The sequence below is a fragment of the Winslowiella toletana genome (genome assembly GCF_017875465.1).
Taxonomy (GTDB): domain Bacteria; phylum Pseudomonadota; class Gammaproteobacteria; order Enterobacterales; family Enterobacteriaceae; genus Erwinia; species Erwinia toletana.
In genome coordinates this window covers 967,149-986,616 of sequence record NZ_JAGGMQ010000001.1, presented here as the reverse complement: position 1 = coordinate 986,616, position 19,468 = coordinate 967,149, and the positions used below count along the sequence as shown (strand labels likewise).

The following is a 19,468-nucleotide window of genomic DNA, read 5'->3' as shown; positions in this document are numbered from 1 at the left end:
ATTATTCACTGACCCGCTGCGGCGGGTTTTTTATTGGAGGAAATATGCCCGTTTCCCTACAAATACCGGCTGGCGGTCAACAGCAATCCTTTGACGCGCTGGCGAACTCTGTTTTCTCAATGATGCGGGTGTCACTGCCCGGCATTATTCAGTCGTTTAATGCCGAAACCGTCACCTGCACCGTGCAACCGGCGATTAAAGGCTCAGCGCCTGATCAACTGGGAAATACGTTGTCCACTGAACTGCCGCTGTTGCTGGATGTGCCGGTAGTCTTCCCGCGCGGCGGCGGTTGCACGATGACCTTTCCGGTTAATAAAGGCGATGAGTGTCTGGTGCTGTTTAGCGATCGCTGTATCGATTTCTGGTGGCAGAACGGCGGCATTCAGGAACCGGTTGATCCACGCATGCACGATCTCTCTGATGCTTTTGCGTTGGTTGGCCCGCAGTCGCAGGCCGAGAAAATCAGCCATATCAGCACCAGCGCCGTGCAAGTCAGAACCGATGACGGCAACAGCTTTATCGAACTGACGCAGGGCGGGCGGGTGACGATCAAATCAGCGCTGGTTACCATCGAAGGCGACCTGCAGGTAAATGGATCTGTCACCTCCAGCGGCGATCAGATTGCTGCCGGTATCAGTCAGAGCGGGCATACCCATGGTGGCGTGCAATCCGGCGGCAGCAATACCGGGGGGCCACAATGAGATATCGACGCGAAGACGCAGCCGGTGATTACAGCTTTGGCCAGGGTGACAACAGCTGGCTGATTAACTCACCTCAGTGTGTGGCTCAGGCGGTGAAAACGCGTTTTCTGTTGTGGTCCGGACAGTGGTTTCTCGATACCACGGCTGGCACACCCTGGATGCAGTCGGTACTGGGTAAGCAGCAGGCGGAAAGCTACAACCTGGCGATCCGCCAGCGCATTCTGGAGACGCCGGGCGTCAACGCCATCATTGCCTTCGACACCATGGTTAATAGCTCCTCACGTCGGGTGGTATTTAGCGCCACCATCGACACTCTCTACGGTACGACAACCGTCACAAGCGAGGCATAATGGCTCTCAATCTTGATACGCTGGGGCTCTCCGCTACGGTGACCGCCTCAGGGATAAGTGCGCCCGATTATCAGACAATACTCACTACGATAACCGGTTATTTTCAGCAGATTTACGGCACCGATGTTTACCTCGAACCAGACAGCAAGGATGGTCAGATGGTGGCGCTGGTGGCGCTGGCGATTCACGATGCCAATAACAGCGCTATTGCCTGCTATAACTCATTCTCTCCTGCAACGGCGATGTCTGACGCGCTGAGTCGTAATGTAAAAATTAACGGTATTACCCGTCAGGCCGCCACCCATTCCACGGTAGATGTCACCCTAAGCGGAACCATCGGCGTCACTATCGTCGATGGTTCGGTCATGGATGCCAATAGGGTGGTATGGAATCTGCCCGCCAGCGTGACGATTGGCACCAGCGGATCGGTGACCATTACCGCCACCAGCGCCATATCCGGCGCCATAGCGGCAGCTATTGGATCGGTGAATCAAATCAACACCCCGACACGCGGCTGGACATCGGTCAGCAATGCGACGGCTGCCACTATTGGCAGCGCTGCGGAAACTGATGCCGAATTGCGGCGACGGCAAACCCAGAGCGTGGCATTGCCGTCGCTGACGCCGTTTGACGCGGTTGACGGCGCGCTGGCAAATATCGCCGGGGTCACGCGTCATAAGCTCTACGAGAACGATACCAGCAGCATGGATGCCAACCAGTTACCAGCGCACTCCATTGCGGCGATTGTCGACGGTGGCGATGCGACAGCGATTGCCGGCACGCTGCGCAGCAAAAAAGGGCAAGGGGTCGCGACTTTCGGCACGACCTCCGTGATGGTAAACGATCTGTACGGCAACCCGCACAGCATCGCTTTCTCGCGCTCAAGTGACGTACCGGTATTTATCATCCTGACTCTGCGCGCTTTTACCGGTTATACCTCGCAGGTTGGTGAAGAGATTAAAGCGGCGATGGCGGCCTGGATTAATTCGCTGGCGATTGGCGATGATGTGCTGCTCAGTCGGCTCTGGTCACCGGCAAATCTTGGGGTGGTAAGCGGCGGGGCGAGTCGTTATTACGATATTACCGATCTGCGTATCGGTAAGTCTGCCGCCAGCGTCGCGGCAGCGAATATTGATATCGCCTTTAATCAGTCAGCATCCTGCTCAACTGCGAATATCACCCTCACGGTGACTTCATGAGCAAATATACTGACCTGATAAGCAACTATCACCGCGGTAAACCGCTGTTTGTTGACCATCTCGATCTCTCCACCCGGCCACTGACCGACACTTTAACCACGGCAAAATCCCTTATCACTGCTTTTGATATTGATGAAGCCGTCGGTGTGCAACTGGATATTTTGGGGCAGTGGATTGGGCGCAGCCGGGTTGTCAGTCAGCCAATTGCCGGGGTCTATTTTTCTCTGGATGTCGATGGACTCGGCTATGACCAGGGGGTATGGCAGGGACCATACGATCCTGACAGCGGTTATACCAGCCTGAGTGATGAAACCTATCGCGTTATTCTGAAGGCGAAAATCGCCATTAATAACTGGGATGGCAGTAACGACTCACTGCCGCTGATTCTTGACACTGCGCTTAGCGGCTCCGATTTGCGTATGCAGATTGTTGATAATCAGGATATGACCATTTCAGTCTGGGTCTTTCCTGAGAACGATATTTCTGATGTATCTCTGGAATTAATCGCTGCCATTAAACAGGGATATTTAACGGTCAAGGCTGCGGGTGTGTGGGCCGGAGATATTCAAACCCCTTCCATTGAAACACCATCGGAAGGAAATAAATTTTTTGGTTTTGATATGGATAACGAGTACATCTCGGGATTCGATATTGGTGCATGGGAGAATACACTATAATGGCTGTAAACAATATAAAACCCTTTGCTATTGGCTCAGGTGCAAACGTCATTTCACAGACGGATTATGAAGCGCTGGCAGCGCTTGTTACTGGTTTTCAAGCTGGTAAAGCATCCTCAGCGCAAATCAATAAAGCACTTCGGCAGTCGACATTTGTTGCTTCTGTATTGGCGCAATTTATTTCAGATAAAGCAGGTGTTGATGTTCTTGATAATGGGAGTGCAACCACACTATTAGCTAATTTTATCACGGCTCTTAAGGCAAATTCAGCGAATGATTTCCTGCAAAAAACGAATAATCTCTCTGAGTTTTCGAGTGCAGCAGCAAAGAGCGCGGCCTGTATAAATCTCGGGTTAGCCGATACATCTGGCTATTCTGGAAGGCTTTTAAATATTGCTGTGATTACCTCATCAGGTACTTATACACCAACTACAGGAACCAAAAAAATTAAAGTAACGGCAGTCGGTGGCGGCGGAGGTAGCGGCGGCGTGGCAGCTACATCATCTACTCAGTACTGTGCATCTGGCGGCGGAGCGGGCGGTAGTTCGGCAGTGGGTTTTTACTCGGTATCTGCTCCTGTTTTATGTACCATCGGCAGCGCAGGAGGCGCTGGTGCAGCTGGTAATAACCCAGGAGGTACAGGAGGCGCGACAATTTTTGGTTCGCTTATCACCGCTCCAGGCGGTTCGGGGTCAGCAGGTGTGCCAGCAATAGCAAGTGGTAGTACTGCGGTGACAGGAAATGCCGCACCGGGTGCTATTGCAACTGGCGGGACAATTTTAAATGTGCGCGGTACACCAGGCGGGTATGCATTTATTTTCCCGTCAGGAAACGTCATTGCAGGATCCGGCGGTAATTCATTGGTTGGGGCGGGAGGATTTGGTCAAGGATTTCCGCCAGCGCCGAGTTTAGGTACAGGTTATGGTTCAGGTGCCAGCGGAATTTCTATTGGCCCAGGCCTGGCTGCAAACTCAGGCGTAGCTGGGACTGCGGGAGTGGTTATTATAGAGGAGTATGCATAATGTCAGTAGAAGCTTTTGCAGTAATTAACAGCGAAAATAATGTAGTTAATACCGTCTTGTGGGATAAAGATGCGCAGCCTGAATGGTTCCCCGGTGATGGATTCGAGGCTATTTTTTGTGGAAATCAGCTATGTCAGATTGGAGACACTTTTAATGAAGGTGTTTTTTCACCCCCTCCCGTTGTTGAAACTCTGATGAAGAAATGATTGCCCGTGCTGAGGCAGATAAAAAGTATCAACTGGACAACGTAGCCAATTCGATTGCTGTATGGCAGACTAAGTTATTGATGGACAGGAAGTTAACTGACGCAGAAACCAAATCACTTAACGCCTGGCTGGATTATAGTGACGCCCTGTCTGCTGTTAACACATCTATAGTTTCTGCTGAAAACCCTCCTGCATGGCCTGCCTCTCCAGCCGCATAATTCATAGCCCGGTAACGCCGGGCACTTCCATCAAATAAATATTCCTGCCATTCAATCTCCTACCGACCTGCCGCAACAAGCCATTTAAACGATCATATTAATTAATAATACTGTATATATATTTTGAAGTGTGATGAATGAGCTTTACGCAGCTCAATCAGGAGTTTCATTCTGTCCTGAGACTGTTTAGTGCGAGTCTTCGTTAGGCTTACTTCCGGGCAATCTCGGGTAACAATGATTTCGCATGAGTGCTTCAGTTAAGAGGGTTTTGGTGACGGTGGGCAATGCGCGGTTACTCGAACATGGTGTCCCCTGCAGGAATCGAACCTGCAACTAGCCCTTAGGAGGGGCTCGTTATATCCATTTAACTAAGGGGACCAAGGCGGGGGAGTATAGCGCGTTTTTACACGCAGATTAACCACTTACCCGCCTGTTTGCTCATTCTGTCAGCAATTACGACTGACTATTTTCCGCGTTCTTCTCGTTACCAGCGGCCTGTTTCTTCTTCGCGGCCGCCTCTGCCTTCGCTTTCAGGCTAATTTCATTGCGGATCTGCGCATGACTAATCAGGGCGAAGATAAAGGTGCCGCCAATGATATTACCCGCCAGCGTCGGCAGCGCAAACGGCCAGAAGAATTGATGCCAGCTGATGGCGCCGCTAAACACCAGATACAGCACCTCCACCGATCCCACCACGATATGCGCTAAATCTCCCAACGCCACCAGCCAGGTCATCATAATAATCACGATAATTTTCGCCGAACCGGCGGAGGGAAACATCCACACCATAGTGGCGATAATCCAGCCGGAAATTACCGCATTGGCAAACATCTCCCCCGGACTGTTTTCCATCACTTTTTCACTGATATGAGTAAAGGCGGCACGCGTGGCTTCATCAAAGATGGGCATATGATTAAAGGCCAGCGCGCCGAGGCCGGTGCCCACCAGATTGCCTGCCAGCACAATGCCCCATAGCCGGAACAGCAGCAGAAAGTTACTGCCGGTCGGTTTATGCATAATCGGCAATACCGCCGTAACGGTATTTTCGGTAAAGAGCTGCTGACGCGCCATAATCACAATAACAAAGCCAAAGGTGTAGCCGAGATTCTCCAGCAGAAAACCGCCCGGCACACCGGCAAGATGTACCTGAAAAATACCTTTCGCCATCAGCGACGCGCCCATCGATAATCCGGCGGCAATCGCTGACCACAACAGCGCCATGCTGTCGCGTTCCAGCTCTTTTTCCCCGTCCTGTCGAATCTGCTCATGCACCGCCGCCGCTGCGGAGGGCAGTGCCTCTTCATCTACCTCGATCTCTTTTCCCTGTTCGTGCTCTTCACTTTCAACTTCCTGATCGTTGTTTTTATCTGCCGCCATGATTTTCCCCGGAAATAACCTGAAATAGTCTGTGTTAAGCGTAGCGGTTTTTTACCGGGCTGAAGAAATGTAACGTCAAACTATAAGAAAGGTAACAAAGCTTTAACTTTGGCGATTTTTTCAGCAAAAACGGCATAATTAAGCATTAAATGGCCCTGCAATGCTTATGGAGATGGATGCTGAGGCTGCTAACTAACCATTGCTTATGTTACTATTCTGATCTTCATTGTTAGTGTGACTCTCTCCCCGATGCTGGAAGCAAAAAATCTGACATGCCTGCGTGATGAGCGATTTCTGTTCAGCGAGCTGAACTTTATCGTTTCAGCTGGCGATATTGTGCAGATTGAAGGGCCAAATGGCGCTGGCAAAACTTCTTTATTACGTCTGTTAGCGGGCCTGAGTCAGGCCGAAAGCGGCAATGTACTGTGGCGTCAGCAGGATATTCGTTATCAGCGCGAACAGTGGCATGCAGAGTTACTCTATCTTGGCCATCAGCCCGGAGTAAAAGCGGTATTGACGCCGCTGGAAAATCTGGCCTTTTACCATCCGCAATGCACTGAGCAGCAACTGTTTGCCGCGCTGGAAGCCGTCGATCTGGTCGGCTTTGAGGATGTGGCGGTGGCCCAGCTATCCGCCGGACAGCAGCGACGGGTTGCCCTGGCGCGCTTATGGCTGAGCCGCGCGACGCTGTGGATCCTCGATGAACCGTTAACCGCTATCGATAAATCCGGCGTGGAAAAATTAATGGCCCTGTTTATCCGGCATGCGCAGCAGGGCGGGGCGGTGATTGTCACTACTCACCAGGATCTTCCGGCCGCTTATCAGGCGGTACGCAAAATCCAGCTGACCAGTGCGGGGGCGATCTGATGCTGTGGCGTGTGATTAAACGTGAACTGCAAATCGCCTTTCGCAGCAGTGCGGAGATTATTAATCCGCTGTGGTTTTTCCTGATTGTGATTACGTTGTTTCCGCTGGGGATTGGCCCGGAGCCGCAGCTGCTGGCGCGGATTGCGCCGGGCATTGTCTGGGTTGCGGCGCTGCTGTCCTCTTTGCTGGCGCTTGAGCGTCTGTTCCGCGACGACTTTGTTGATGGGTCGCTGGAGCAACTTTTACTGTTACCGACGCCACTGCCGATAATAGTGACAGGCAAAATTGTGGCGCACTGGATGATTACAGGGTTGCCGCTGTTATTGCTGTCGCCGCTGGCGGCGCTATTGTTGTCACTGGATTTTACCAGCTGGCGCGCGATGGCGCTGACGCTGCTGCTTGGCACCCCGACGCTAAGTTTTCTCGGTGCGATTGGCGTGGCGTTAACCGTTGGCCTGCGCCGTGGCGGCGTACTGTTAAGTTTGCTGGTATTGCCGCTGGCAATACCGGTTCTGATTTTTGCCACTGCGGCGATTGATGCTGCTGCAATGGGACTGCCGGTTGATGGTTATCTGGCGATTCTTGGCGCGATGCTGGCTGGCAGCGCGACGCTGGCGCCTTTTGCCACCGCGGCGGCATTACGGATCAGCGTGCATTAACCGTCTGAACTATAAAAACTAAAATTTTATTTTTTTATTGTGAGCGCTAAAAATCATGTGGAAATGGCTACATCAGCTGGCAAAGCCCGAACGGCTTTATCAGCTCAGCGGGCAACTGGCACCCTGGTTTACCATTGCCGGTCTGGCAAGCCTGTTGCTTGGCTGGGTCTGGGGCTTTGCTTTCGCACCAGCCGACTATCAGCAGGGTGACAGTTATCGCATCATCTATATCCATGTGCCTGCGGCGATGTGGTCGATGGGCATCTATGCCTCAATGGCGCTTGCGGCGATTGTGGGCCTGGTGTGGCAGATCAAAAGCGCCGATCTCGCCGCGGCGGCGATGGCGCCAGTCGGTGCGGTATTTACCTTTATCGCGCTGGTCACCGGTTCTGCCTGGGGCAAGCCGATGTGGGGCACCTGGTGGATCTGGGATGCGCGGCTGACGTCCGAACTGGTGTTGCTGTTCCTTTATATGGGCGTGATTGCGCTCTATAGCGCCTTTGACGATCGCCGCGTTGCCGGACGCGCTGCCGGCATCCTGATTCTGGTCGGCGTGGTGAATCTGCCGATCATTCACTACTCCGTGCAGTGGTGGAATACCCTGCATCAGGGATCTTCCGGCATGTTGCAACAGGCGATTGCGCCGAGTATGCGTACTCCGCTGCGCTGGTCGATCCTCGGTTATCTGCTGGTGTTTATCGCCCTGACGCTGATGCGTCTGCGCAATCTGCTGTTGCTGAGCGAGCGCCACCGTCCGTGGGTGGCCGCCGTAGCGGCAAAGGGAGGGCGTAAAGCATGACCCCGGCTTTCTCTTCCTGGCACGATTTCCTGGCGATGGGCGGCTATGCCTTTTATGTCTGGCTGGCGGTGGCTTTTACCCTGATCCCCCTTGGCGCGCTGTTTCTGCACACCGGTTTACAGCGTCGTCGTCTGCTGGCGGAAATTCGCCAGCGTCAGTCGCGTGAACAACGTATTCGCGCGGCCAAAAACAGACCATCCGCCTCTGCTACAGCTGGAGAGCAACAGTGAATACCCGTCGTAAAAATCGCTTATATCTGGTGCTGGCGATATTAATCGGTCTTGGCCTGGCCACCGCACTGGTGATGTATGCGCTGCGCGCCAATATCGATCTGTTCTATACCCCCGGTGAAATTATTAATGGCAAAGGTGAGGCGCAGGAAAAACCCGAGCCAGGACAGCGTTTACGCGTCGGCGGCATGGTGATGCCGGGCAGCGTAAAACGCGATCCGCAGACCCTGCGCGTGTCGTTTAAGTTGTATGACGCCAATGGCGTGATCAGCGTCAGCTATGAAGGCATCCTGCCAGATCTGTTCCGCGAAGGGCAGGGCGTGGTGGCGCAGGGGGTGCTGGAGCCGGGCAATCTGGTCAATGCCAGAGAGGTGCTGGCCAAACACGATGAAAAATACACCCCGCCGGAAATCGAAGACGCAATGAAAAAGAATCATAAACGCCCGGCTGATGCGTATCAGCAGGCGCAAGGTGGCCAGTCATGATGCCTGAAATCGGCAGTTTTCTGCTTTGCCTGGCGCTGGCGCTGTCACTGCTGTTAAGTATCTATCCGCTGTGGGGCGCCAGTCGTCAGGATGCGCGGCTGATGGCGCTGGCGCGTCCGTTAAGTTACGGGCTGTTTGCCTGTATTCTCGGCGCCTTTGTGCTGCTGGTGCATGCCTTTATTATCAACGATTTCAGCGTTGCTTATGTGGCCACTAACTCCAACACCCTGTTGCCGGTTTACTATCGTATCGCCGCTACCTGGGGGGCGCATGAAGGCTCGCTGCTGTTATGGGTACTGTTGCTGAGCGGCTGGACGTTGCTGGTGGCGCTGTTTAGTCGCGCGATGCCGCTGGATGCGATTGCTCGCGTGCTGGCGGTAATGGGCATGATTAACCTCGGCTTTTTGCTGTTTATCACCCTGACATCCAATCCCTTTACCCGCACCCTGCCGGACTTCCCGATTGACGGCAGCGATCTGAATCCGATGTTGCAGGATATCGGCCTGATCTTCCATCCGCCGCTGCTGTATATGGGCTATGTCGGTTTCTCAGTGGCTTTCGCCTTTGCTATCGCCTCGCTGATGGCCGGTCGTCTTGATACCGCCTGGGCGCGCTGGTCGCGGCCATGGACCACTGCGGCCTGGGTGTTTCTGACGATTGGCATCGTGCTGGGATCGGCATGGGCCTACTATGAACTGGGCTGGGGCGGCTGGTGGTTCTGGGATCCGGTGGAAAATGCCTCGTTTATGCCATGGCTGGCCGGTACCGCGCTAATTCACTCGCTGGCGGTCACTGAAAAACGCGGCACCTTTAAAGCCTGGACGGTGTTGCTGGCGATTACTGCGTTCTCGCTCAGCCTGCTGGGCACTTTCCTGGTGCGCTCCGGGGTGCTGGTTTCGGTACATGCTTTTGCCTCGGATCCGGCGCGCGGCATGTTTATCCTCGCTTTCCTGGTGATTGTGATCGGCGGCTCGCTGCTGCTGTACGCCATCAAGGGTGGCAAGGTACGCAGCCGGGTGCTGAACGAAATCTGGTCGCGCGAATCTTTCCTGCTGGGCAATAACGTATTGCTGATTGCCGCCATGCTGGTGGTGTTGCTGGGAACCCTGCTGCCGCTGGTGCATAAGCAGCTGGGACTGGGAACCATCTCGATCGGCGAACCCTTCTTTAATACCATGTTCAGCTGGCTGATGGCGCCGCTGGCGCTGGCGCTGGGTATCGGTCCGCTGGTGCGCTGGCGTCGCGATGAGCCACAAAAATTGTGGAAGCGGCTGGCGCTGGCGATGCTGACCACGCTGGTGTTATCGATTCTGCTGCCGTGGCTGATGCAGGACCGTATTGAAGCGATGACGGTCGTCGGGCTGATGATGTCGCTGTGGGTGATTATTCTGACGCTGATGGAACTGCATGAACGCGCCACTCATCGCCACTCACTGCTGCGCGGACTGCGTCATCTTTCGCGTAGTCACTGGGGAATGGTGCTGGGGCATCTCGGCGTGGCGGTAACGATTATTGGTATTGCCTTTAGTCAGAACTACAGCGTTGAACGCGATGTGCGTATGAAAGCGGGCGACAGCGTTGATATTCATAACTACCACTTTGTGTTCCGCGATCTGCGTAGTTTGCAGGGCGCCAACTACAGCGGCGGCGTGGCGTTGATTGATGTCACACGCAATGGCAAACATGAAGCGACGCTGCATGCAGAGAAACGCTTCTACAGCGTTACGCGATCGATGATGACCGAAGCGGCGATTGACGGTGGATTTACCCGCGACCTCTATGCCGCGCTGGGCGAAGAGCTGGACGATAATTCGTGGGCCGTGCGCATCTACTATAAGCCTTTTGTCCGCTGGATCTGGTCTGGCGGCCTGTTTATGGCGCTGGGCGGCATTCTGTGTCTGCTCGATCCACGTTATCGCTCGCGTAAAAAAGTGCAGCAGGAGCCAGCATGAATAAGAATATTCTCTATATTCCGCTGGTACTGTTTTTGCTGCTGGCGGCGGCGCTGTTATACCAGCTGTCGCGAAATGCCAGTGGTGACGATCCTACGCTGCTGGAGTCGGCGCTGATAGGTAAACCGGTGCCGCAATTTAAACTGGAATCCCTCGATCAGCCTGGCAAGATCTACGATCAGGCAGTACTGAATGATGGCCAGCCGATTCTGCTGAATGTCTGGGCGACCTGGTGCCCGACCTGCCGCGCTGAGCACCAATATCTTAATACGCTGGCGCAACAGGGGATCCGCGTGGTGGGGCTTAACTATAAAGATAACCGGCAAAAAGCGGTGAACTGGCTGAACACGCTGGGGAATCCGTATGCGCTGAGTCTGTATGACGGCAACGGTATGCTGGGGCTGGATCTCGGCGTCTATGGTGCACCGGAAACCTTTCTGATCGATGGCAACGGCATTATCCGCTATCGCCATGCGGGCGATATGAATGAGCGCGTCTGGCAGCAGGAAGTCAAACCGCTATGGGATAAATATCGCCAGGAGTCAGTTAAATGAAAGCCATAATGACCCTGCTGGTGGCGATGGTGTTGAGCTTCAGCGCCTTTGCCGCTATCGATACCCTGCAGTTTGATTCGGTGGAGCAGGAGCAGCAGTATCGCCAGCTGACCGAATCGCTGCGCTGCCCGAAATGCCAGAACAACAGTATTGCCGATTCCAATGCGATGATCGCTGGTGACATGCGCCTGAAAGTCTATCAGCTAATGAAGCAGGGACAGAGCAAGCAGCAGATCACCGACTATATGGTGGCGCGCTATGGCAATTTTGTTACTTATCAGCCGCCGCTGACCGCGTCCACCCTGATTCTGTGGGCCGGCCCGGTGCTGTTTGTGCTGCTGGGCGCGCTGGTGATTATTTTGCGCAGCCGCAGACCGCAACCGACGCAACAAGCGCAGTTTGATGCTGCAGAACAGCAGCGTCTGGACAGATTACTGAAGAACAACAGGAAGCAATCATGAGCGGGTTTTGGCTAACTCTTATCGCGCTGTTACTGGCTGCCAGCGCGCTGCTGCTGATCGCCGGCTGGCGCAGCCGTAACGCCAGTGCAGCAGAGCGCGATAAGCTGAATACCGCTTTCTACCATCAGCGTTTACAGGAGCTGGAACAGGATGAAGCGCAGGGCGTGGTAGCGGAACGGCCTGAGATGGTGCGGGAACTGCAACAGACGCTGTTAACCGATATTCCGGATGGCGCTTATCCGCAGGCGCGCAGCGTCAGCCGCTGGGTGTTGTTGCCAGGCGTGCTGCTGATTTTTATCGTCAGCCTTGCACTCTATTTTAACGTTGGCGGCCTGCCGCAGTTAATGGCCTGGCAGCAGGTGAAAAACGATTTGCCGGCGCTGCGTGGGCGGGTGATGGATCCTGATGGCAGGCCGTTATCAATGGAAGAGCTGGCGCGCCTCGGTCTGGGTATTCGCAGCGAACTGCAAACCGATCCCACGAATCTTGATGACTGGATGATGCTGGGACGCATCGGCATGGTGCTGAATAACCCCACCACTGCAGGCCAGGCATTTCAGCACGCATTGCAACTGTCGCCGGGCAATCAGGAAGTTAAACTCAGCTATGCTGAAGTACTGACGCGTTCCGGCGATGCGCAGGACAATCGTGAAGCTGAAGTGATGCTGCTGGCGATGCAGAAAGAGGATAGCCAGAATCTGCGGGTGCTGGGCCTGTTAGCTTTCAATGCTTACCAGCAACAGCATTACGATCGCGCTATCGCCGGATGGCAGCAGATGCTGACGCTGTTGCCAGCCGGAGACCGTCGCATTGAGATGATCCAGCGCAGCATTGAGCAGGCGAAAACTGATTCAGGTGAGCAAAATAGCAAGCTGGCGCTGACCGTTAAGCTGTCAGCGGCGGCAGAAAAAATGTTACCCGAAGGCGGAGTATTGTATATTTCTGTTTCTGACGGGGTTTCACCGGTACCGGTGGCGGTGAAAAAACTGCCGCTGAGTCATTTTCCGTTATCGCTGACGCTGGATGACAGCAACGCCATGATGCCGGATCGCCTGCTTTCGGCGCAGCATCAGGTCAGGGTACGGGTTCGCATTTCGCGCAATGGCAGCGCCAATCCTCAGTCGGGCGACTGGCTGGGTGAAAGTGCAGCGACGCCATACGATGGTCATCAGCAGCTGTCTGTTGCCATCGATCGGCAGCAGCCCTGAAGCGCCTTAAAATAGAGAATACAGGGAGAACAACATGAATTACCGCCTGACGGGGTTGGCACTGGCAAGTGTGCTGTTAATGGGTTGCGCCAGTTCCAATGATGCGAACGAGCCACAAGGGCGTTCCGATCCGCTGGAAGGTTTTAACCGCACCATGTTTAATTTCAACTATAACCTGTTGGATCCCTATGTTTTGCGTCCTGTGGCGGTGGCCTGGCGTGATTATGTGCCGACGCCTGCGCGTACCGGACTGGGCAACTTCCTTGGTAACCTGGATGAACCGGCGGCGATGGTGAACTCCTTCCTGCGTGGCGACCCGTATCGCGGGGCGATCCACTTTAACCGCTTCTTCCTGAATACCCTGTTAGGGATGGGCGGCTTTATTGATGTCGCCGGAATGGCGAACCCGAAACTGGCGCGTGAAGAGCCGCAACGCTTTGGTGGCACACTGGGTTCTTACGGTGTTGGTTATGGCCCTTATGTGGTGTTGCCTGCCTATGGTAGCGTCACGCCGCGTGAAGATGGCGGCGACTATGTGGATAATCTCTATCCGGCGCTGAGCTGGCTGACCTTCTGGATGTCGGCAGGGAAATGGGTGTTTGAAGGGGTTGAAACGCGCGCCCAGCTGCTGGATTCCGATGCGATGCTGCGTAATACCAAAGATCCTTACGCCTTTGTGCGTAATGCTTATTTCCAGCGCCATGACTTCCTGGCGAACGGCGGTAAGCTGCAGCCGCAAGAGAACCCGAATGCTTCGGCGATTCAGGGTGAGCTGAACGATATCGACGCTGAGTAAATAAAAATGGCGGCGAGAACGCCGCCACTACAGGGCCGGTAGCGGCGGCGTTCCCGCCGCCATTAAACTCAGAACTTGTAGTTAAAGCCTGCGCCGTACAGCCAGGCTTTGCCCTCAGATTCAAAGGTATAATCCCCTTCCTGCACCGTCACATGCTGACCATGCATATAAGAGATCCCCACATCCACAGATGCATCCTGGTTCAGCGCGTAAGAAGCCCCGGCGCTCAGCCACAGACGATCCTGATCCGGAATTGAGATGGAGCGTTTATCCGCAGGCACCGGGCTGTCATCAAAGGCGATACCGCCACGGAAAGTCCAGTTATCGTCATAGTAGTAGCTGGCGCCAAGCGCGATGCGGTATGCATCTTTAAAGCCTTCATCTTTATAGAACAGCGTCTGGCCGTTGCTGCCCGTCGCTTTCAGCTCCTGGAACTGACTCCAGCTGGTGTAAGCCATGCTGTAATGCACCGCCCACTGTGGCGCCACCTTATGATAACCGGACACTTCCCACATTTCCGGCAAGTTCAGGGTCAGCGCGCCCGGAATGGTATTGCCGTCGGTGCCGTAAGGCAGGCCAAAGGCGCTGGAGGCTGGCGTACCGTTAAGTGCTGAAGGCAGGCTGCTCTTATAGTCGCCGTCAAAGTCGATTTTCACTTCTGAACGGTAGGTGAAACCGAAGCGGTTGTTATCGTCCACTTCATACAGGATGCCGGCGTTCCAGCCGTAGCCCCATTCATCACCTTTCAGATGGGCAATTTGCGTATCTGCCGGTACACCCAGCAACGCCCCGGATTCACCGGCGTAACGTTCGATTTTCGCTCTGGCGTAGACGGCATCAAAACCGATACCAAAACTGAAGTGCTGATTAAGGCGGTACGCCGTACTGACGTTAAAGTTACCGGTCATCAGGTCGGTTTTACCGGCGTAACCGCCTGCGGTATAACCGTCATTAAATTCGGTGGCCAGGCCATAATTGCTGGTGATCGAGGCGCCGACCCACCACTGATCGTTAATTGGCTGCACATAGTGAATATTGGGAATCCACTGGGTTGGCGCAATATTATCCGAATTGAGGCTGTTGCCGGAATTACTCTCACCCGAAATATTGACATCGGGATCGATAAATACGGCGCCAATACTAAATTGTGGACGATCCATTAACGCCATGGTAGCCGGGTTACGGCTGGCTGAGGCTGCGGTATCGCCGATTGCGCCTTCGCCGGAATAAGAGCGACCTAACCCAATTGAAGAGAACTCATTAAGCTGAAAGCCCGCAGCATAAACTTGTGAAGAAACGAGAGCCATTGCAGCTGCCACAGCTGACTTTGCAAACAGGTTTTTATGGTTCATGACCATAACCTCATTATCTGATTTTATTAAACTCTGTTACATAGCGTAACAAGGATCGCGGATTGTAGGGACTGACAGACGGCTAACAAATCAGACCAGTGCGCCAAGTATAGGTCTGACCTCTACACATGTTGCAATATTGTTTTTAAAATATTGCCAAATTGATACTAAAAATAAGATCCGCTTAACAAAAAATGCACTCTTTCATGACGGATAAAATTGTAGCAAATATTCTAATTTGTTCTGGATCAATTTTAACTGTGATATTCGTCACTTAACGGCTTCATAGCAGGGTAATGGTAGTGTGGTAAATAACGCAGGCGTAAACTATTACGAGTTGAATTAGTTTGCCCGCCGCAGCGGCGGCATGAATCAGGAGATCACCATGACCGATGCCATTAATAAATGTAGCGCGAATGAAACAGCAGCCTGCTGTTGTGTCGATGTTGGCACCATTATGGATAACACCGACTGCACCGCTTCCTACAGCCGGGTGTTTGCCGATCGCGCAGCAGCTGAAGCGACGCTGGCGGCATTAACCAGCAAAGCGCGTGCAACAGAATCTGAACCTTGTGAGATTAATGCCCGCTTTACTGAACTGCCGGATGGCGTGCAGCTTGATATCGACTTTATCTTTGCCTGCCAGGCGGAGACGATGATTTTTCAGCTCGGCCTGCGTTAATCCCCACGGGAGCCGGTTTCGGCTCCCGCATCGCCAAATTCGTGTCTCCACTCTCATTTTTCTCACCCTGTGCTTGGCGCAATGTAACATTGTGGTTAACACTGATGATCAGGTCTGACCTCTTTTGGCAATGATGCCTCCGATCTCGGTTAACAGGTGACAATAATGAGCAAAGCGCTACCTTTGCTGACGCGTCAGGGCGAACGCATCGCGATAACACACGGATTACGCACTCCTTTTGCCCGCCAGGCCACAGCGCTGCATGGTATCCCGGCGGTGGAACTGGGAAAGATGGTGATTGGCGAGTTGCTGGCGCGCAGCGATATTCCGCCGGAAATTATTGAACAGCTGGTATTTGGCCAGGTGGTGCAGATGCCGGAAGCGCCAAATATTGCGCGCGAGATTGTGCTGGGGAGCAGCCTGAGTGTGCATACCGATGCTTATAGTGTCAGCCGCGCCTGCGCCACCAGTTTCCAGGCGGTGGCGAATATCGCTGAAAGCTTGCTGGCGGGCGCCATTCAGGCGGGGATCGCCGGTGGCGCCGACTCTTCCTCGGTGCTGCCGATTGGCGTCAGTAAAAAGCTGGGACGCGTGCTGGTCGACCTCAGCAAAGCGCGCAGCCTGTCACAAAAAATTAAGCTATTCAGCCAGCTGCGACCCCGCGATCTGCTGCCGGTGCCGCCGGCAGTGGCCGAATACTCCACCGGCCTGCGGATGGGCGATACCGCCGAGCAGATGGCGAAATCCCATGGTATTACCCGTCAGCAACAGGATGCGCTGGCGCACCGCTCGCATCAGCGCGCCGCCAAAGCCTGGGATGAAGGCAAGATGGCGGATGAAGTGATGACCGCATTTGTGCCGCCATGGCGCGGCGCGTTGCAGCAGGATAACAACGTGCGTGGCGATTCTAAGCTGGAAGATTACGCGAAGTTGCGTCCCGCCTTTGACCGTCAACACGGTAGCGTCACGGCCGCCAACAGCACGCCATTAACCGATGGCGCCGCCGCGGTGATCATGATGACCGAATCGCGCGCGCGCGAGCTGGGTATCGTGCCGCTGGGCTATCTGCGCAGCTATGCCTTTACCGCTATTGATGTCTGGCAGGATATGTTGCTCGGCCCCGCGTATGCTTCTCCGCTGGCGCTTGACCGGGCGGGCATTACGCTCGACGATCTGACGTTAATCGATATGCATGAAGCCTTTGCCGCCCAGACGCTGGCTAATCTGAAAATGTTCAGTGACGAACGTTTTGCCCGCGAGGTGCTGAAACGTCCCCATGCGCTGGGCGAAGTTAATGAAGAGAAATTTAATGTGCTGGGCGGGTCGATCGCTTACGGCCACCCTTTTGCCGCCACCGGCGCGCGCATGATTACGCAAACTCTGAATGAACTGAAACGACGCGGCGGCGGACTCGGGCTGGTGACGGCCTGTGCTGCCGGAGGCTTAGGTGCGGCAATGGTTCTGGAGGCCGAATAATGGATCAGCCATCTGCATTTCACTTACAGATGCGTCTGGATAATGTCGCGGTGATCACCATCGACGTGCCGGACGAGAAAATGAATACGCTGAAAGCGGCCTTTGCCGGGCAAATTCGCCAGGTTATCCAGCGCGCGCGGGAAAATCCGCATCTTGCCGGCATAGTGCTTATCTCCGGCAAACCGGACTCGTTTATTGCCGGGGCCGATATCAGCATGATTGCCGCCTGTCACAGTGCGCAGCAGGCGGAAACGCTGGCGAAGCAGGGGCAAAAAGTGATGAGCGATATTGCGGCGCTGCCTTTTCCGGTGGTGGCGGCGATTCATGGCGCCTGTCTTGGCGGTGGTCTGGAGCTGGCGCTGGCCTGCGGCCAGCGTGTCTGTACGCTGGATGATAAAACGCGGCTGGGACTGCCGGAAGTTCAACTTGGCCTGCTGCCCGGCTCGGGCGGAACACAGCGTTTACCACGACTGGTTGGCGTATCGAATGCGCTGGATATGATGCTGACCGGCAAAACGCTGCGTCCGCGTCAGGCGGTGAAAATCGGTCTGGTGGATGAGGCGGTGCCACACAGTATTCTGCTGGAAACCGCGATTGCGCGGGTATTACAGGGACAGAAGCCACGCGGGCGTCTGCCGGTGCGCGAACGGCTGATTAACGGTCCGCTGGGACGCGCGCTGCTGTTTACGCTGGCCACGCGCCAGACGCGGGCGAAGACCAGAGGCAACTATCCGGCCACCGAGCGTATTTTAGCGGTGGTGCGCAGCGGACAGGAACAGGGCAGCAGCAGTGGTTATGCGGCGGAAGCGAAAGCCTTTGGCGAGCTGGTGATGACGCCAGAATCCAGGGCGCTGCGCAGCCTGTTCTTTGCCACTACCGCCATCAAAAAAGAGCATGGCGCAGAGGCTGAACCGCATAAGCTGCGCGCGACTGGCGTGCTTGGCGGTGGTCTGATGGGCGGTGGTATCGCCTGTGTTACCGCCACGCGTGCGGGTCTGCCGGTGCGGATTAAAGATATCAATGCTGAAGGGATTAACCACGCGCTGAAGTACAGCTGGGATACGCTGGGTAAAAAGGTGAAAAGAGGCCATATCAGACCGGCCGAACGCCTGCGGCAGATGGCTTTGATCAGTGGTGATACGCGCTTTCGCGGCTTTCAGCATCGCGATGTGATAATTGAAGCGGTATTTGAAGATTTGGCGTTAAAACAGAAAATGGTGGCCGAGGTGGAGCAGCACTGCTCAGCGGATACCATTTTTGCTTCCAATACTTCATCGCTGCCGATTGCGGATATCGCCGCTCAGGCGCAACGTCCGCAGAATGTGATCGGTTTGCACTACTTCAGCCCGGTCGACAAGATGCCGCTGGTGGAAGTGATCCCGCACGCCGCCACCAGCGCGCAGACCATCGCCACCACCGTGGCGCTGGCGAAAAAACAGGGTAAAACCGCGATTGTCGTGGCGGATCGCGCCGGGTTTTATGTTAACCGCATTCTGGCGCCTTATCTGAATGAAGCGGTGCGCTGCCTGCTGGAAGGCGAGCCGATCGACGTGATTGATAATGCGCTGATGGAGTCTGGCTTTCCGGTCGGGCCGATTCAGCTGGTGGATGAGATCGGCATTGATGTCTGCCTGAAGATTATGCCGATTCTTGAGCAGGCTTACGGTGATCGCTTTACCGCTCCGGCGGCGTTCAGCGCAGTGTTGCAGGACAACCGTAAAGGGCGCAAAAACGGGCGCGGTTTCTATCGCTATGCAGGCGCGTCGTGGTTGCATAAAAAACAGGTCGACAGCAGCATCTATCCGCTGATAAAGGTGAAACCGAAAGCCCGGCTGGAAGGGGCGCTTATCGCCCAGCGCTGTGTGATGATGATGCTGAATGAGGCGGTGCGCTGCCATGATGAACAGGTGATCCGCAGCCCACGCGATGGCGATATCGGTGCGGTAATGGGCATCGGCTTCCCGCCGTTTCTGGGTGGGCCATTCCATTATATCGACACGCTGGGCGCCACCATGGTGGTAAATACATTAGTCAGTTTAATGCATCAGTATGGCGAACGTTTTGCCCCCTGCGATGCGTTACGACGGATGGCGGAGCAGGATGACAAATTTTACAAAACAGAGCCGGTTACTGATACCCATATTGATTCAGTGGCTTAGCAGAGGGCGGTTACAGCGTCAGTGATGGCGCTGTTCTG

At 54.6% G+C, this 19,468-nt stretch carries 22 protein-coding genes and 1 tRNA gene; 20 read left to right on the top strand and 3 right to left on the bottom strand.

Features of this window, described 5'->3' with window-relative positions:
* The first annotated feature begins 44 nt into the window (after positions 1-44).
* Genes J2125_RS04570 through J2125_RS04540 form a run of 7 tightly spaced genes read left to right on the top strand, consistent with a single transcriptional unit; the run spans position 45 to position 4,373 of the window.
* On the top strand, positions 45-701 hold the full coding sequence (locus J2125_RS04570) for a Gp138 family membrane-puncturing spike protein (RefSeq protein ID WP_026112020.1): 657 nt from the start codon (positions 45-47) through the stop codon (positions 699-701).
* The gene (locus J2125_RS04565; RefSeq protein WP_017803352.1) at positions 698-1,051 is read left to right on the top strand and encodes a contractile injection system sheath initiator; all 354 of its coding nucleotides are present in this window, start codon (positions 698-700) and stop codon (positions 1,049-1,051) included. The genes J2125_RS04570 and J2125_RS04565 overlap by 4 nt, the downstream gene beginning before the upstream one ends.
* Complete coding sequence (locus J2125_RS04560; RefSeq protein WP_017803353.1) at positions 1,051-2,250, top strand: baseplate J/gp47 family protein; 1,200 nt, start codon at positions 1,051-1,053, stop codon at positions 2,248-2,250. The genes J2125_RS04565 and J2125_RS04560 overlap by 1 nt, the downstream gene beginning before the upstream one ends.
* Positions 2,247-2,927 (top strand): baseplate wedge 1 family protein, encoded by a 681-nt coding sequence (locus J2125_RS04555; protein ID WP_017803354.1) that lies wholly within the window; start codon positions 2,247-2,249, stop codon positions 2,925-2,927. The genes J2125_RS04560 and J2125_RS04555 overlap by 4 nt, the downstream gene beginning before the upstream one ends.
* A complete protein-coding gene (locus J2125_RS04550) occupies positions 2,927-3,949 on the top strand; it encodes a hypothetical protein (protein WP_026112021.1) in 1,023 nt (340 codons plus the stop codon). The genes J2125_RS04555 and J2125_RS04550 overlap by 1 nt, the downstream gene beginning before the upstream one ends.
* The gene (locus tag J2125_RS04545; protein WP_017803357.1) at positions 3,949-4,155 is read left to right on the top strand and encodes a hypothetical protein; all 207 of its coding nucleotides are present in this window, start codon (positions 3,949-3,951) and stop codon (positions 4,153-4,155) included. The genes J2125_RS04550 and J2125_RS04545 overlap by 1 nt, the downstream gene beginning before the upstream one ends.
* Positions 4,152-4,373, top strand: coding sequence for a tail fiber assembly protein (locus J2125_RS04540; protein ID WP_017803358.1), 222 nt, complete (start codon positions 4,152-4,154; stop codon positions 4,371-4,373). The genes J2125_RS04545 and J2125_RS04540 overlap by 4 nt, the downstream gene beginning before the upstream one ends.
* Before the next feature lie 303 nt (positions 4,374-4,676).
* Here the strand turns inward: J2125_RS04540 and J2125_RS04535 are convergent.
* Both J2125_RS04535 and J2125_RS04530 read right to left on the bottom strand, forming a co-directional pair.
* Positions 4,677-4,751, bottom strand: a tRNA-Arg gene (locus J2125_RS04535).
* Between the two features lie 75 nt (positions 4,752-4,826).
* Complete coding sequence (locus J2125_RS04530) at positions 4,827-5,750, bottom strand: formate/nitrite transporter family protein (protein WP_017803359.1); 924 nt, start codon at positions 5,748-5,750, stop codon at positions 4,827-4,829.
* A gap of 249 nt (positions 5,751-5,999) precedes the next feature.
* Between J2125_RS04530 and ccmA the strand changes: the two genes are divergently transcribed.
* The 10 genes from ccmA to mlaA are packed head-to-tail and all read left to right on the top strand — an operon-like array spanning position 6,000 to position 13,761.
* Positions 6,000-6,617: a cytochrome c biogenesis heme-transporting ATPase CcmA gene (gene ccmA / locus J2125_RS04525; protein WP_017803360.1), complete on the top strand. Its 618-nt coding sequence runs from the start codon at positions 6,000-6,002 to the stop codon at positions 6,615-6,617.
* Positions 6,617-7,276 carry a heme exporter protein CcmB gene (gene ccmB / locus J2125_RS04520; protein ID WP_017803361.1) on the top strand — a complete coding sequence of 220 codons (660 nt, stop codon included), beginning with the start codon at positions 6,617-6,619 and terminating at the stop codon, positions 7,274-7,276. Before ccmA ends, ccmB begins: the two co-directional genes overlap by 1 nt.
* Before the next feature lie 55 nt (positions 7,277-7,331).
* A complete protein-coding gene (locus J2125_RS04515) occupies positions 7,332-8,075 on the top strand; it encodes a heme ABC transporter permease (RefSeq protein WP_017803362.1) in 744 nt (247 codons plus the stop codon).
* Positions 8,072-8,305, top strand: coding sequence for a heme exporter protein CcmD (gene ccmD / locus J2125_RS04510; RefSeq protein ID WP_017803363.1), 234 nt, complete (start codon positions 8,072-8,074; stop codon positions 8,303-8,305). The genes J2125_RS04515 and ccmD overlap by 4 nt, the downstream gene beginning before the upstream one ends.
* Positions 8,302-8,790 (top strand): cytochrome c maturation protein CcmE, encoded by a 489-nt coding sequence (ccmE, locus tag J2125_RS04505; RefSeq protein WP_017803364.1) that lies wholly within the window; start codon positions 8,302-8,304, stop codon positions 8,788-8,790. Before ccmD ends, ccmE begins: the two co-directional genes overlap by 4 nt.
* Positions 8,787-10,742 carry a heme lyase CcmF/NrfE family subunit gene (locus J2125_RS04500; protein ID WP_017803365.1) on the top strand — a complete coding sequence of 652 codons (1,956 nt, stop codon included), beginning with the start codon at positions 8,787-8,789 and terminating at the stop codon, positions 10,740-10,742. Before ccmE ends, J2125_RS04500 begins: the two co-directional genes overlap by 4 nt.
* Entirely contained in the window at positions 10,739-11,296 is a 558-nt protein-coding gene (locus tag J2125_RS04495; RefSeq protein ID WP_017803366.1) for a DsbE family thiol:disulfide interchange protein, read from the top strand. The genes J2125_RS04500 and J2125_RS04495 overlap by 4 nt, the downstream gene beginning before the upstream one ends.
* Positions 11,293-11,757: a cytochrome c-type biogenesis protein gene (locus J2125_RS04490; RefSeq protein ID WP_017803367.1), complete on the top strand. Its 465-nt coding sequence runs from the start codon at positions 11,293-11,295 to the stop codon at positions 11,755-11,757. Before J2125_RS04495 ends, J2125_RS04490 begins: the two co-directional genes overlap by 4 nt.
* A complete protein-coding gene (gene ccmI / locus J2125_RS04485; protein WP_017803368.1) occupies positions 11,754-12,965 on the top strand; it encodes a c-type cytochrome biogenesis protein CcmI in 1,212 nt (403 codons plus the stop codon). Before J2125_RS04490 ends, ccmI begins: the two co-directional genes overlap by 4 nt.
* A gap of 34 nt (positions 12,966-12,999) precedes the next feature.
* Positions 13,000-13,761, top strand: a complete 762-nt coding sequence (gene mlaA / locus J2125_RS04480; protein WP_017803369.1) for a phospholipid-binding lipoprotein MlaA — start codon at positions 13,000-13,002, stop codon at positions 13,759-13,761.
* Positions 13,762-13,829: 68 nt separating this feature from the next.
* Here the strand turns inward: mlaA and fadL are convergent, their stop codons facing one another.
* On the bottom strand, positions 13,830-15,113 hold the full coding sequence (gene fadL / locus J2125_RS04475) for a long-chain fatty acid transporter FadL (RefSeq protein ID WP_209499468.1): 1,284 nt from the start codon (positions 15,111-15,113) through the stop codon (positions 13,830-13,832).
* Between the two features lie 397 nt (positions 15,114-15,510).
* Here fadL and J2125_RS04470 point away from each other — a divergent pair, with 397 nt between their 5' ends.
* The 3 genes from J2125_RS04470 (at position 15,511) to fadJ (ending at position 19,430) form a co-directional block, all read left to right on the top strand.
* Positions 15,511-15,795 carry a YfcZ/YiiS family protein gene (locus J2125_RS04470; RefSeq protein ID WP_026112022.1) on the top strand — a complete coding sequence of 95 codons (285 nt, stop codon included), beginning with the start codon at positions 15,511-15,513 and terminating at the stop codon, positions 15,793-15,795.
* A 165-nt stretch (positions 15,796-15,960) separates the two neighbouring features.
* On the top strand, positions 15,961-17,271 hold the full coding sequence (gene fadI / locus J2125_RS04465) for an acetyl-CoA C-acyltransferase FadI (protein ID WP_017803372.1): 1,311 nt from the start codon (positions 15,961-15,963) through the stop codon (positions 17,269-17,271).
* Entirely contained in the window at positions 17,271-19,430 is a 2,160-nt protein-coding gene (fadJ, locus tag J2125_RS04460) for a fatty acid oxidation complex subunit alpha FadJ (RefSeq protein ID WP_017803373.1), read from the top strand. Before fadI ends, fadJ begins: the two co-directional genes overlap by 1 nt.
* Positions 19,431-19,468: the final 38 nt, after the last annotated feature.